This is a genomic window from Paenibacillus sp. FSL L8-0340, from assembly GCF_038593145.1.
Lineage (GTDB): Bacteria > Bacillota > Bacilli > Paenibacillales > Paenibacillaceae > Paenibacillus_AQ.
This window is the reverse complement of sequence record NZ_CP151967.1, coordinates 949,424-964,272: the sequence shown is the minus strand read 5'-3', so window position 1 is coordinate 964,272 and position 14,849 is coordinate 949,424. Positions and strand designations below refer to the sequence as shown.

Annotated in this window: 12 protein-coding genes; 1 reads left to right on the top strand and 11 read right to left on the bottom strand. The window is 52.4% G+C overall.

What is annotated here, in order from left to right:
- Positions 1–28: 28 nt before the first annotated feature.
- The 6 genes from NST07_RS04450 to NST07_RS04425 all read right to left on the bottom strand — a co-directional run bounded on the left by NST07_RS04450 (position 29) and on the right by NST07_RS04425 (position 6,886).
- Positions 29–985 carry an alpha/beta hydrolase gene (locus tag NST07_RS04450; protein WP_341089909.1) on the bottom strand — a complete coding sequence of 319 codons (957 nt, stop codon included), beginning with the start codon at positions 983–985 and terminating at the stop codon, positions 29–31.
- Between the two features lie 211 nt (positions 986–1,196).
- Positions 1,197–2,072, bottom strand: a complete 876-nt coding sequence (locus NST07_RS04445) for a radical SAM/SPASM domain-containing protein (protein WP_341089908.1) — start codon at positions 2,070–2,072, stop codon at positions 1,197–1,199.
- Between the two features lie 41 nt (positions 2,073–2,113).
- Positions 2,114–3,100: a Gfo/Idh/MocA family oxidoreductase gene (locus tag NST07_RS04440; protein ID WP_341089907.1), complete on the bottom strand. Its 987-nt coding sequence runs from the start codon at positions 3,098–3,100 to the stop codon at positions 2,114–2,116.
- Positions 3,101–3,270: 170 nt separating this feature from the next.
- On the bottom strand, positions 3,271–4,044 hold the full coding sequence (locus tag NST07_RS04435; protein ID WP_341089905.1) for a glucose 1-dehydrogenase: 774 nt from the start codon (positions 4,042–4,044) through the stop codon (positions 3,271–3,273).
- Positions 4,045–4,099: 55 nt separating this feature from the next.
- A complete protein-coding gene (locus tag NST07_RS04430) occupies positions 4,100–4,921 on the bottom strand; it encodes an acetoacetate decarboxylase family protein (RefSeq protein ID WP_341089904.1) in 822 nt (273 codons plus the stop codon).
- A gap of 24 nt (positions 4,922–4,945) precedes the next feature.
- On the bottom strand, positions 4,946–6,886 hold the full coding sequence (locus tag NST07_RS04425) for an NAD(P)/FAD-dependent oxidoreductase (protein WP_342481133.1): 1,941 nt from the start codon (positions 6,884–6,886) through the stop codon (positions 4,946–4,948).
- 119 nt (positions 6,887–7,005) lie between these two features.
- Here NST07_RS04425 and NST07_RS04420 point away from each other — a divergent pair, with 119 nt between their 5' ends.
- Positions 7,006–8,289: a helix-turn-helix domain-containing protein gene (locus NST07_RS04420; protein ID WP_341089902.1), complete on the top strand. Its 1,284-nt coding sequence runs from the start codon at positions 7,006–7,008 to the stop codon at positions 8,287–8,289.
- A 239-nt stretch (positions 8,290–8,528) separates the two neighbouring features.
- Here NST07_RS04420 and thrC read toward each other — a convergent pair whose 3' ends face one another.
- The 5 genes from thrC to NST07_RS04395 form a co-directional block, all read right to left on the bottom strand.
- Entirely contained in the window at positions 8,529–9,917 is a 1,389-nt protein-coding gene (gene thrC, locus NST07_RS04415; RefSeq protein WP_342481132.1) for a threonine synthase, read from the bottom strand.
- Positions 9,918–10,124: 207 nt separating this feature from the next.
- On the bottom strand, positions 10,125–10,619 hold the full coding sequence (locus NST07_RS04410; protein ID WP_341089899.1) for a CYTH domain-containing protein: 495 nt from the start codon (positions 10,617–10,619) through the stop codon (positions 10,125–10,127).
- Positions 10,620–11,234: 615 nt separating this feature from the next.
- Positions 11,235–12,956 carry an adenine deaminase C-terminal domain-containing protein gene (locus tag NST07_RS04405; protein ID WP_342481131.1) on the bottom strand — a complete coding sequence of 574 codons (1,722 nt, stop codon included), beginning with the start codon at positions 12,954–12,956 and terminating at the stop codon, positions 11,235–11,237.
- 23 nt (positions 12,957–12,979) lie between these two features.
- Positions 12,980–14,044: an ABC transporter ATP-binding protein gene (locus tag NST07_RS04400; RefSeq protein WP_341089897.1), complete on the bottom strand. Its 1,065-nt coding sequence runs from the start codon at positions 14,042–14,044 to the stop codon at positions 12,980–12,982.
- Between the two features lie 16 nt (positions 14,045–14,060).
- On the bottom strand, positions 14,061–14,849 hold the full coding sequence (locus NST07_RS04395) for an ABC transporter permease (protein ID WP_038586142.1): 789 nt from the start codon (positions 14,847–14,849) through the stop codon (positions 14,061–14,063).

The window sequence follows — 14,849 nt, the reverse complement described above, 5'->3', positions numbered from 1 at the left end:
TTCTATATTCAAAGGCCTATAGCTTGCTTTATTTCACTTTCCCCATGAATTCCCTTAAATTCTGGACGATCTCTTTGGATCTGGTATGGTGCAAATAATGCCCGCCTTCAAGTGCCAGGACTTTTCCATGTACAGAATTTTTGATCTGCTCTTCATGCAGCGGCAGCCAGCCCTCAACCTCTGTATTATTCGCTTGTACAAAGAGAAGGAGAGGAAGATCCTTGGGGAATGACAAAGCTTGGGCTGCTTTAAAATTGGTCTGAATATGTTTCATTTCATTCATGGTAGCGGCATTACCGTAGTTTTTATTCGAAATCATTCTCATTTGTTCCTTAATTTGATCATCAAACGCCAGTCCGGCATAGGGGTCACCGCCCAGTTTCTTGAGCAATCTCATGAGACCTGATTTATCGAGGAATTTAAAGGTCCCGATGGGTGATTCATCATCCATGCCGCCTTGTGTTGGAACACTGCTGTCAATTCCGATAAATGCACTCACTTCGTCTGTGTACTTGTTCACATAATCCAGTCCGTAAATGCCCGCTATAGAATGGCCCATCAGCATGTACCGGTCAATATTAAGCTGATGTAACGCTTCATGAATTTCACTTACAATGTTCTCTGTGCTTCTTTCTTTGTCGGTTCCATCACTTAGTCCATAACCAAACGGCTCAACCACCACTACTTTATAAAATGAAGACAGCTCATCTACCAGCGGCTTAAAATCAAGTGCAGGCGCACCCGTTCCATGACCCGGCAGCAGCACAACTGTTTCCTCGCCTGTTCCTTGAATCAGAACATTCATATTTTTCCCGTCTACAGGCACTAACTGACCATAGGGTTCTATTTTTCCTTGCTCCGATTTGTTGCTGATGATATTCACTACAAAAACTATGGCCAAAAACAGCCCTATTGCAATAATTAATGCGCCTATTGATTTAAGTATAATCCTAAGTGTTTTTTTCATACATACACCTGACCTCATTGGTTTATTGAGCTGCCTTAACGAACTGCTAAGAAAAGCTTATACAATGAAGATGTACTCCCCATGACGGCAATATGAACGGAGTATGAACAAGCCAAGAAAATGCTGCGGCATTACATGAACCTGACTTACCGGCCAGTGTTGTGATTGGCAGGGTGACAATGATGCTTGTGCCCCGGCCGGTTCACTTCCACCCAAATGTCGCCGCCTGCTAGGTTCCAAACCGCTGCCGGTACCCGCATTTGCGGCACAGCTCCTCTACGGCTTCCCTGCGGGAGAAGCCGTAGAACAGGTTGTTCGCCCGCTCGCCCTCGACAATCTCGGAGAAAGGCTTCTCATGGATGTTGCCGAGGTTGATGACACCCTCGCCATCAAGACAGCACGGCACGACCGTGCCGTCAACCAGCACCGCCGCCTGGCTGCGCAGCGCATGGCAGAAGCCTTTCCCGTCGTCCTCCGGCTCGTGCAGGGCAGGCCATCTGAACTCATGGTCCTGGTTTAGATAGATGCGCGGGGCGATTTTGACGCCAGTGCCCGGCATAACCTTCTCCTCAATCTTGAAATCCAGCTGAAACGCCTCCTCCAGCACAGCTAATGTCTCGCGGTTGCGGCTTCGTTCCAGATTGGTCAGGTTATCCTCCGTCAAATTCCATAGCCGGAAGGAGATAATCACACCCTGCGCAGAAACCTCCCGCACGAACGAAATGATCTCCCGGAGATAGCCCTCACGGTTCTCTGAGCCAGCATGTCCGTCGAAGCTGTGCAGCGAGAAGTTCATCTGCCTAAGCGCCGGCTTGCCGAGAATCTTCGGCCCCGCCTTACGGATCAGTGTGCCGTTGGTCGTAATGTTGACCTTGAAGCCTTTGGCGTGGGCAGCATCCAGCAGCTCGCCGATCTTCGGATGCAGCAGCGGCTCGCCTTTGACATGAAGATAGATATGACTGCTATGCGGCTTGATCTCGTCCAGAATCGTATTAAAGGTGTCGAGCTTCATGAAATTCTTCTGCCGCTCCGTGGGCGGACAGAAGCTGCAGGACAGGTTGCAGACGCTTGTAATCTCGATGTACACCTTTTTGAAAGTCTTCAAGTTCTGCTCCCCTTTTCCCTCTGTAATCCCAGCCGTTTCAACTATAGATCCGAGGCGTAGCGGAGGCCGATCTGTGCTCTGGCTTCCTCCATAACCTCCGCAACCGCGAGCGAATTGGCATGGCTGTTGGTGTTGCTCTCGCGGTGTCCATTCCTCAGCAGATGGATGAATTCCTTCACCTCATAATACATCGGTTCGAATACCTGCGGCAGCGTAAGCTCTTCGACCGTACCGTCACGGTAATGAATCTTAACCTGATAGGGCTGGTTGATCTTGTCAATCACCATCGTTCCGTTCTCCCCCTGAATCTCGGCAGGCAAATAGGAATCGGTAATCTTCGAATGCATGACAACCGCATCCATATCGGCATAGCGCATAACCATACTCCCCTCCCCGTCCACTCCGGAAGAGAGCATTATACCCGTAGCCTTAATCGAATCCGGCTTGCCAAACAACGCCACCAGCGGATACAGACAATAAATGCCCAGATCCATCAGCGAGCCGTTCGAATATTCCGGATTAAAAGCATTCAGCACCGTTCCCTGACGGTATGCATCATATCTCGACGAATATTGACAATAACTGGCGAAATACCGCCGCACTTGACCCAGCTTGTAGAGGTTGTCTCTAATAACGCCGAAATTCGGCATGAAGGTTGACTTCATCGCTTCCATCAGCAGCACATCATTGCTGTTCGCAGCTTCAATCATCGCCCGCAGCTCCGTGCTGTTGGAAGCGGCAGGTTTCTCACATATCACATGCTTGCCATGGTTCATGCATACCAGCGCCTGTTCGGCATGCATGGAATTGGGACTGGCGATATATATGGCGTCCACTTCGCCGCTGGAGACCATCTCCTCCAGATCGGTGTAAATGGCGGCTCCCGCATATTTGGCGGCAAAAGCGCGGCCCTTCTCTTCTGTGCGGGAATATACGGCTGTAAGGAGAAATTCCTCATTTTCCAGTCCGGCCTGAACAAAGCGGTCTGTAATCCAGTTGGTGCCTACGACCCCGAATCGAATTGTCATGATGATCCCGTCCTTTTTTTGTTCTCACTAAGCTCTATATGCTATTTTCTCACTGTCAGGGTAGTCATGTCCACTTTTAACGGGTAATTTCCGACAAATTCTGATAGGATCACTATGTGAAAAAAAGCACCTGCATAAATGCAGGCGCTTCTTCTCACAACACTTTTAAATTATATAATCGTCCAGCCTCCGTCAACGAACAACGTTTGCCCGGTAGTGTAGCTGCAGGCATCCGAGGCAAAATACAGCACGGCTCCATTCAGCTCACCGGGATTTCCGGGACGGCCCATCGGGCATACGGCGTTGTACATTTTCAAAGCCTGCTCCGAAAAGAGCGTATTCTCCGTCATTTCACTCTTGAACAAGCTCGGTCCAATCGCATTGACTGTAATTCCGTGCTTCGCATACGTTGCTGCCACACCCCGGGTCAGGTGAATCACTCCGCCCTTAGCCGCGTTGTAGGAATGGGTAGGGATAGACGCCGAAGCGGTAAGCCCCAGCATGGAGGCAGTATTGACAATCCGGCCGTATTTCCGTTCCTTCATATGGCGGATAACATGTTTGGACATCAGGAACACGCCCTTCAGATCGGTATCAAGCACCCGGTCCCAGGCCTCCTCCTCCAGCGCTTCAATCGGCACGGAATCGACGATACCGGCGTTGTTCAGCAGGATATCAATTTTGCCGAACTCGGCCATCACCTTTTGAACCGCAGCAATAATCTGGTTTTCTTTGGTTACATCACATTCGATCGGGATAATCCGGCGTTCCGGATACTTCGCCGTGATCTTATCAGCCACCGCTTTCAGCTTGTCATATCTTCTGGCCAATATCGCCACATCAGCCCCTTGATCCGCGAGCATTTCCGCAAACTCCACACCAATCCCGCTGGATGCGCCCGACACGATTGCCGTTTTCCCCGTTAAGTCAAAAAGATTGTTCATCGTAAACCCTCCTAATAGTTTTGTAAGCCTGCTCTGATAATGCCGTGTACTCGACTTATATGGACGATGGGGTATGTTCCGGCTGCAGCTTGTTCTCCCACCAATCCCAGCGGAGATAGCAATAGGGCAGGAACTCCATCGGATTGAGTTGTTCCAGCACCTTGCCTTTTTCCAGCACATTTGTGCTGACGGTATAGACCGCTCCCAGCATGTTCACGACTTCAAGCTCGCTCCATGGATCATGCTCAGACTCATGGAAGGTAATCGAAGCTTCGGCAGCCTTATACACCTTGACGTCACTGACCAGCCGCTGGGTCACCAGCGTAGGCATCAGATCAAAGCCGCTTCCGTCAACCGCATTGGCATACTTGATGTTATATAAAGGAATGTCCTTGCCGTAATACTCCTCCAGAATCCCTCCGGCCTTGCCGTCATTGAAGCGGTCCTCCATAGTGGCCTTTATGTTGAAGAAGTCAACGCCATGCCGGCTGATTGCCCCTTCGAAGGTACGTTCCGAACTGTTCATGCGGATATCGGCCATCTTCTTAGGCAGGCCGCAGACCTCGCGGCCCATCGCCATACCGATATCGCTTGTAATCGGCATAGACAGACAGTAGTTGCCCAGCTGTCCGTTGTAGTCGGCCAGCACGAATAATCCGGCTTCACGGTAAGGCGGGCAGAAGTTCGTTGCCGGATAATCAGCCACAAACGCATTGACGAGCGGACGGCTGGCTGGCTTCAGCGGCTTCGGCAGCAGGCGTTCGATAATCTCCGGTTTCGTCTCCCAATACACTGTAAGCATCTCTGCATCATAGAAGGTAGTCGGTCTGCCTCCATACTTCTTGATATCCGCAAAACTTTTCACAAAACTCCCCATCATTGATTCCTCCTTTATTTAGTATCAATTCAGTACAAACGCTGTCTCGAAGCCGGACTGAATCGCCTGCCCGATTCTGCCGGGCTTGCCGGCATCGCCAATCACCTTCACCTTCGGCAGAGCCAGCTTGAGCTCTTCCATGAATGAACGCTCAGGTGCAACTCCAATGGACAGCACTACCGCATCCGCTTCCCTCACTGAGGTTTCACCCGTGGCGCTGTTCTCCAGCACAATGGCCCCGTCCCGCACTTCTACCAGCTTCGTCGAAGCCAGCAGCTCCACGCCGCTCTTTTTCAGCCGGGTGACAATGTCGATCAGGTTCGGAAGATACGCATCCGGGCCAACCCGCGGCTGCATTTCCACTACCGTGACCTGATTGCCGAGGCCGGCCAGATATTCCGCCGTCTCCAGTCCAGTCATGCCCGAGCCGATCACTACCGCCCGCTTGTTCTTGATTACAGCAGCTCCGCTTAACACGTCGACAACCGTGCAGACCGCTGCCTTATCCACTCCCGGAATAGCAGGCACAATCGGCTGCGCCCCGGCTGCGATAAATACCGCATACGGATTCAGCGACTTCAGCTGCTCCAGCGTAGGCTTCGCCATGAGCCGGACATCCACATTCAGCTGCTCCAGCTGATGCTGCATATTGTCGATGAACCAGTTCAGCTTCTCCTTAAGCGGCGGGCGGCTTCCCAGCTCCACGCTGCCTCCCAGCACATCCCGCGCTTCGAACAGTACCGGCTTGAACTCCCGCAGCGCCAGAATCCGCGCAGCCTCCATGCCTGCCGGACCGCCGCCGATCACGGCCACAACCTTGCCGCCGCCATCCCGCGGCGGCTCGGCGAATTCAAGCTCCCGCCCTACCCGCGCATTGACGGCGCACTTAATGACCTTGCACTCCATTACTTCCTGGATACAGTACAGGCAGGAGATGCAGGTTCTGATCTCTGCTTCGCGGCCTTCTGCCGCCTTGTTCCCCCACTCCGGATCGGCCAGCTGGGCTCTGCCGAGCGCCACGAAATCCGTATTTCCTTCCTGGAGCAGGCTCTCGGCAAACTCCGGTTTGCGGATTACATCACAAGCGATCACCGGAATCTGAACGGCCTGCTTCATGGCCGCAGCAAGATGTTTTTTCCACCCCTGCGGATAGGAGATCGGCTCAATGATCGTATTTGACGACTCATAGGTGCCAGCGCTTACATTTATGCAGTCCACACCGAGCTGTTCCAGATGTTTCGCTGTGAGCAGCGCTTCTTCCAGCGTAATGCCCCCGGGCACAAATTCATCCCCGTCGATCCGCACGGATACCGGGAATCCGGCCCCGCAGGTCTGCTTGATTCCTTGAACGATCTCACTCAGGAACCGCATTCTGCCTTCCAGTGAACCGCCGTATTTGTCGGTCCGCAGGTTGGTCAGCGGGCTTAGAAACTGCCCGATCAGGTACCCGTGGGCACCATGGATTTCCACACCGTCGATCCCTGCAGTCTGGGCGATAACCGCGCCGAATACGAATTTGCGCACCAGCCCTTCAACCTCTTCCGTAATCAGCTCCCGGGGCATTTCGCCAATGGCTGATGACATGACTGCGCTAGGTGCCACAATCTGCTTGCCGCCGATCAGCCGCCCGTGATTCTGCCGTCCGGGATGCTGCAGCTGGAGAAAGATTTTGCTGTCATGGCGGTGTACGGCTCTGGCCAGCTTCTCCAGCCGCGGAACGAACAACAGATCACTTGCATTCAGCTGGTTGGGGGTTCCCACACCCGTTTCGTTGTCCACCCGCGTAATCTCTGTAATAATCAGGCCGCAGCCGCCGGCGGCACGTTCTTCATAGAAGGCAATCATTTCGTCCGAGGCTTCGCCGCTGGCCGCTGCCAGTGACGTGCCCATCGCCGGCATTACAATCCGGTTCTTCAGGGTAAGACGTCCTATTTTTCCTGCTGCAAACAGTTTCTCATATTTCATCTGCTTAGCACCTCCACCTATAGTGTAAGGCTCCAGTTACTTTGTGAATATATTTACAAGCACCAAAAATCACTTCTTTATAGTGCAAATTGCACTATGATTATTAGGGGGCGATACCAATGGATGTTACCTTAAATGAGCTGCAGCGTGAAACAATCGAAGTTGAGCACTATACTGCATCTTTGTTCACAGCATACATTTCTGGCGCAGGCCTTTCGGCAATTGTGAACACAGCCGCAGGGCTGCTGGGAAATCCCGTGATTGTGTTTGACGCAAGCTTCAAGATTGTGGCCCACTCCGGCCAGGAAGATATCGACGATTATCTGTGGAACGAGAATATCCGCAAGGGCTACTGCTCTTATGACTTCATTGCGGCTGTGAACCGGATGGAAAGTGTTAGGCGGGGCAAACAAACGGATGCTGCGTATGAAGTTCACTGCGAGGAGACTGCCAATACCAAGCTGATCTCCAAAATAAAAGTAGGCGGCAAGCAAGTCGGCAACGTGCTGCTGCTCGGCTGCAAGACTCCTTTCCGGCCCAGAGATCCCGAACTGCTGGCGATTGCCGCCACCATCCTTGCGGAAGAAATGGGCAAGAGCAGCTACTACCGCAACGCCAAAAATATAAAGGTGGAGGATTTCATCTGCGGACTGCTGGATCAGCAGCCTCAGGACCCCGGCACTATCCGGGACCGGATGTTATCGGCAGGCCTAAAGTTCGGTACACAACTGCTTGTGCTGCTGTTCGATCTAACCCGCTATGAGGGATCGGGCCGTTATGACGATTATTTAAGAGAGCGTTTACAACAGCTTTTCCCAGGCAGTCCTTGCAGCTATTACGAGGGCCGGATCGTGATGATCCATGACGGAAACCTCTCCAAAGAGCTTGCCCGCAGCAGGCAGCTGCAGCAATTTCTGGACCAGACTGGAATCACCATAGGTTTCAGCAGCATGTTCTCCAGTCTGACCCAGTGCAGGACGCACTATCTGCAAGCCTTAAGCGCAATCCGCATCGGCCGGATTCTCTGCCCCGGGCAGCAGTTGACCTACTATGCCGATGTCCAGCTCTATGAGCTGCTTTCTGCCGAGGTGATGTCCGGCGAGGAGCAGGTGTACCGTCATCCGGAGCTGCTCAAGCTGCAGGAATACGATGCCGCTCATCAGTCCACCCTGTACCATACCTTCTTTGTTTATCTCAAAAACAACCGGAACATGCAGCTCGCTTCCGACGAGCTGTATGTCCACCGGAATACACTCAGATATAAATTGGATCATATCGCGAGACTGCTGGATACCGATTTCTCCGATTCGGAAAAAATGCTCGCCTATTACGTCTCCTACAAAGTCGCTGATTTCTGCGAGAAAGCCAGGGAACAGCAGTTGGCAGCGGTGCGTGGCGTATAAACGTAAACCGCAGCATGAGCAGAACACAGCCTTATGTGTACTTCGCCAAGCGGAAACGGCTTCGCCGTCCTCAATAGGACGATATCCGTTTCAGCGGGAAATAGAAGGATAATTTATAGCGTGAAGCATATAAATTTTTATATTTTAAGAACGCCAAGAGCCCCTTTCTTCACCAGAAGAAGGGGGCTCTTGGCGTTCTATGAATCAAAGGTGTCTAGTTCAGCCAGCAGCTGGCTTGTTTATCCGTAAAAAGCCTGCAGCTGCCGTACAATCTCCGCCTTGTCATACTCGACTACCGTCATATGCTGCGGCTTCTCAAACAAGGCCGAAATCTGCACCGGGAAGTCCTGCTTGATACCGGTCAGGGCAATCGCCTCGTCGAATTTGGCCGGATGCGCCGTTGCGAAGCTAATGGCCGTTTCGCCTGGACCGCTGAAGGCCTCATAAGCCGCGATGCCGCAGGCTGTATGCGGATCCAGCAGATAGCCATATTCCTGCTCGTATTTGCCGATGGTATCGAGGCATTGCCGGTTCTTGACCCCAAGCGCGGCAAAATCAGCCTGCACCTGGTTGAACAGCTCCCCGTCCACCGTAATTTTGCCGTCTGTTTGCAGCTGCGACATATATGCAGACAGCTTCACTGTATCCTCGTCCAACAGATAATACAGATAACGTTCAAAATTGCTCGCCACCTGTATGTCCATCGACGGACTGTAAGTGCCCGTAAAACTGCCTGGCTTGTATTCGCCGGTCAGTACGAACCGTTCGAGAATGTTGTTTTCGTTGGTGGCGATAATCAGCTTGTTGATCGGCAGGCCCATCTTTTTAGCCAAATAGCCTGAAAAGATGTTGCCGAAGTTGCCGGAAGGCACGCTGATATTGATCTTCTTCACGTCGCTGCCTTCAATTTGCAGATAGGCATAGAAATAATAAACGGTCTGGGCCAGGATACGCACAAAGTTAATGGAGTTAATCGCCCGCAGATGATAACGCCCCTTGAAATCCAAATCCGCAAACAGCTCCTTAATGACCTTCTGGCAATCGTCGAAGTTGCCTTCCACGGACAGGTTCAGCACATTGCTGTCATCCACCGTCGTCATTTGCAGCTCCTGTACCTTGCTTACTTTGCCATGCGGATGCAGGATGCAGATCTTGATCCCTTCCTTGCCGCGAACGCCCTGAATGGCTGCCGCTCCGGTATCGCCCGAGGTTGCGCCGAGGATATGGATGATCTCGCCCCGCACCTTGGAGATATAGGAATACAGCTCACCCATAAACTGCAGCGCCACATCCTTGAAAGCAAACGTAGGACCATGAAACAGCTCCAGCACATGTAGCGAATCGTTAATTTTGCGTAGTGGCGTAACCTCCGGCGCACGGAAATTTCCGTAGCTGGTGTATACCATTTCTTTTAGATCGTCATAGGGAATTTCGTCGTTGGTATAGTAGGAGAAAATCTCCAGGAACAGCTCCTGGAAGCTGAGGCTTCTCCACTCTTCCAGCGTTTCCGGGGAAATTACCGGGATCTTAAAAGGGACCATCAGCCCTCCATCATCCGCAAGCCCCATCAGAACCGTATCAATAAAGCCTCTGGCTTCCACATTTCCTCTTGTGCTTATATACTCCATACCTGTCTCATCCTCCTGAACCCCTCTTTATTTAACCTATATAGTAACACGTTTAAGTGTTAAAGTCCGTTATTTATGTGTCAACCCTTGCGATAAAAGCACGACCCTACAGAGCACAGCCTATTCAGCTATTCAGCTATTCAGCTATTCAGCTATTCAACCGGCAGTTTGGCACGGCGATCACCCATCCCGGAACCCCCGGCTGCACTATTTATTCTGCAGCTGCTTCCAGACGGTCTTGTTGCTGTATTGCTTCTCTACGCTGACATCCTCACCGAACCAGTCCGGGGCGGCGAAGCTTTCCGCTTCCTCCAGCGAATCAAATTCAACCTCAAGCACCGTAAGCTCCAGCTGGGTGTAGAGATCAATTTCCACTGTAGTACCGTTCCATACGCCGGTAATCCGGGTTTTGACCAGCGGAATAGCCTTAACCGCATCAATCATCTGATTATAGATTCCTTCCGAGATGTAATATTCAATCTCCTGGCGGCTGATCCCCTTGCCATCCTTAAAGGTATGTGTAAAGGTAACCTCTCCTGAGTCCAAATCGGTAATTTTGCGCACCCGCAGTTCCTGCCCGTCTTCAATCGCGAGATAGGTCTGATCTATGCTGTGCCGGGTGAGTACCGTAAGCTGTCCGTCCTCTATAAGCCGCTCCGGATATTCCGGCAGCAGAAACTTGCGTTCAATTTCCATAGCCATGCTGTTCGCTCTCTCCTCTTCCAGTTCCGCTTATATTTTATATTATTAATCATCATAGGGTCGTGTCATACGCAAGTCAATCGCAAAAGCCGAATCTTATGGGAACAGGCCGGTGCGAGTAGCCAGCATATGCTTATGCTAAAACCATTTTTGCTGAGTCCGCGTTTCTGCCTGAAAGGTTGCTTGTTGAGCTGGTACGGCTGTTGCTCCATAGAAGAATTAGAACCTTGCCACATCATAACTGCACTTCGTGCAACTAAAAAGGCGCATATCAGCGTTAATCAAAATATAATTGCACTTTGTACAGTTAATATCGCCGATACCAGGAAAAGTAAGCTTACTGTCCTTTTTAAGTGTACGAAATGCAATTATCGCTGAAAATAGACCGCTGAAGCTCTTTTTAATTGCAGTAAATGCAATTATGTACTTCTGTGAGCTTGGCGCTGGTGAGCAGCCGCCGGTTTTGAGCTATTATGAGCTAGGAGCTATATCAGCAAAGATACCTCGTTGCAGCATACAGACGTTAGATTCAGTATTCACAAGAAGACGGGGCATCCCCTGCTGGGATACCCCGTCTTCTTGTCTCAATGATTTTACCGCTGCATCTAGCAGCGGCTACTCTTCTCCAAGCGGAAACAGCAGCGGTACCACCCGTCCGGCGCCGACATCAATCAGGCCGTGGTCCGTGATTTTGAGTGCAGGACTGACAGGGAGCGAATGGGTGCTGATCGACATAATCGGGTTGTAATGATTATAACCCAGCGATTCCATTGCCGTACGCAGCGCGAGCACGCGCTCAGCCGTCTCTGCAAGCGGCGCTTCGGTCAAAATACCGCCAACCGGCAGCTCCAGCAATGCGAGCACCTCGCCATCACATACGACGCAGAAGCCGCCTTGTGCAGCTATCACTGTATTCGCCGCCAGGACCATGTCCTCAGGGTTATGGCCTACAACTAGCAGATTGTGATTGTCATGCGAATACGTAGTCGCAATGGCGCCGCGTTTAATCGTGTCACCGCCGATCAGGCCGTAGGCGCGGTTTCCGTTTTTGCCATAACGCTCAAAGGTGGCAATCAGGCCATAGCCGCTTTCCTGCCACTGCAGCTGGCCGTCCTTAACCTCGGCCTCAGCGTGTTTCTCTTCGGTAAACGTGGACACGTTGTTGACCATCATCACCCGGCAGCCATAGCGGCCGTCCGCCAGCTCCGATGACACCGCGAAGTCACTTGCAGCCAATGGAGCCAACTGCACGCTGCGGTAGAAATGGGCCGGGAACCGCGGCCCCCGCTCCACCTGAGGCAGCGGCTGCATGCGGTCGTAGACCTGGACGCCCCGTTTGTAGACCTTTTCGACCGCGAAGCTGCCCAGATCCGACAGCAGCACATAATCGGCGGCTTTGTTCGGGGCGATCACGCCGCGGTCAGCCATCTTCATCCGCCGGGCCGGGGTGAAGGTGGCCGCATAGACTGCGTCCTCCGGTGCCATGCCCATGGCGATGGCTTTGCGTACCAGATGATCAAGGTGTCCGGTCTGCACCAGGGAATCGGTCATCACATCATCGGTCACGAAGCAGAAATGCTCGCTGACCGCATGGCTGATCAGATACTCCATCACATCCGGGGTCATCGATTTCTCCTGAATCTCGATGAACATCCCCGCTGCAATCCGGGCGGTCAGCCCTTCGATGCTCTGGTGGGTGTGATCTGAATCAATCCCGGCATAGATCAGGCGGTGCAGATCAAGGTCCAGCAGCTTCGGCGTATGCCCCTCGATGACAAGACCGGGATAACGGCTGCGGACATGCTGGATGATGCGGTTGCTTTTGCAATCAGGGTCGCGGATGACATCAACATAATTCATCACTTCGCCCAGACAGATCATCTGCTCCGTCTCCATCAGCTCGTCGATATCAGCAACTTCAATCGACCCGCCCGTTGTCTCCAGCGGAGTCGCCGGCACCGAGCTTGGAATCGCGTAGAACATATCCACCTGACAGTCCCGGCTGGCCCGGATCATCTCATGTACACCCTCTACACCGAATACATTGGCCATTTCATGCGGTTCTGGAACAATTGTAGTGACCCCATGCTGCAGAATACCGTAGGAGAAGGTCTCCGGCGTAATCATTGTGCTCTCGATATGCAGATGGATATCAATCAGGCCTGGCACCATATATCGGCCTTCCGCCTGAATGACTTCCCCAGTTGTGAACGTCTCCGCGCCGAGCGCCCCCACATAGAGGAAACGCCCCTCTTTCACGGCGACATTTGCCGTCTCGAACCGTTTATAGTAACTGTTGTACACTTTAGCGTTCAGTATAAGTTGATCTGTAATCATCATGTATGCTCCTTAATGACGCGCTACTGCACCAGCACCAGCTTCTCTTTTGGAAAATAAACCGTAACCTGCTGTCCTTGAATGAAAGGCTGCTCCATTTCCTGATTAACAGTGAATACACCCAGCTCCGTCTCTACCTGGTATTGATAGCTGCGGCCGAGATACGTGCTGATCTGCACCGTGCCAGGCAGTGTGTTGCCGGCGGCGTTTGGATCAGGCGCAGTGCCGAGCAGCTGCAGATCGTCAGGACGGATGGCACCAAGTAATCCGGTATTGCCTTCCCCGCCCGGCCGTTTGGCCGCCAGGAACTTCAGCGCTCCCCGGCTGAGCTCGATATCCGCTCCCTCGTCATTCCTGCCCTCAAAGGAAATGAAGTTCCCGAACCCGATGAACCGGGCCACAAATTCACTGGCCGGATACTTGAAGATCGCCGATGGCTTGTCGAGCTGCTCGATCTTGCCATTATTCATCACGGCTACCTGATCGGAGATGGAGAAGCACTCCTCCTGGTCATGGGAGACATAGACGGTCGTAATGCCCAGCTCCTGCTGAATGCGGCGGATTTCCACCCGCATGTTCACCCGCAGATTGGCATCAAGATTACTGAGCGGCTCGTCGAACAGCAGCAGGTCCGGCTCGATGACCAGCGCTCTGGCAATCGCTACCCGTTGGCGTTGTCCGCCGGAAAGGGCAGCGGGCAGTCTTTTCTCAAAGCCGCCCAGGCTGACAATTTCCAGCATCCGGGTAACACGCTTCTTAACCTCCGCTTCCTTCAGCTTGCGCAGCCGGAGGCCGAACGCTACATTGTCATAGACTGACAGATGCGGGAACAGCGCGTAGCTCTGAAACACAAAACCGAAATTCCGCTTTTCCACGGGGATCTTGGTATAGTCCTTCCCGCCGAACATGAATGCTCCTGATTCCGCGTTCAGAAAACCGGCGATCAGCCGCAGTGTGGTCGTTTTGCCGCAGCCGCTGGGGCCGAGCAGCGAGAGAAGCTGCCCCTTGGCCAGCGACAGATTGAAATCCTCCAGGATCAAACGGTTGTCATACGCAACCGATACATGATCAAGACTTAATAGTGACATTGCGTTATGCCTCCGTTTATCGTTTGGTAAAATAAGCGAATCCCATCAGACGTTCAATGACGAACATCAGCGCCGCCGTCAGCACCATCAGAATGACTGAAATCGCGGCAATCGTGGGATCGAAGTAATTTTGCACATAAGTCAGCATTTGAATCGGCAGGGTACTAATCCCCGGGCCGGTCATGAACACGGAAATGTCCACATTGTTGAAGGATTCCAGAAAAGCAATCAGAATGGCCGCCAGAATACCGGAACGGATATTGGGCAGGACCACTTTAAAGAACGTGTACAATCTGGAAGCCCCCAGGCTCTGTGCCGCTTCTTCCACGGCGAAATCGAAGTTCTCCAGACTCGAGGCAATCACCCGGATAATAAAAGGGAGCATGATTACCGTATGTCCGATTAACAGTCCGGCTACAATCGGCAGCCCGTACACTACAATCAGGTAGCGCAGCAGCGTGAAGCCCAGAACAATGCCGGGAATCAGGACGGGGGACAGAAAAATCGCATTCAGCGTATCCCGGCCGCGGAACCGGTATCTGCTCAGCGCGTAGGCCGCAGGCACACCCAGGAGAAGCGCCAGCAAATTGCCGAGCAGCGAGATCACAATCGAGGTCTTGAAGGTCTCCATGAACGCGCTGACCTCGAAGATATTTTTGTACCACTTCAATGAAAAGCCCTCAGGGGGGAATTTCAGGACTGTGCCCGGCTCAAAGGAAGTAACGGAAATGATGATGAGCGGACCCAGCAGAAAAATAAAGACCAGCAGCGTATACAGCGACAGCGCGCGGTTTCCTTCCTTCAT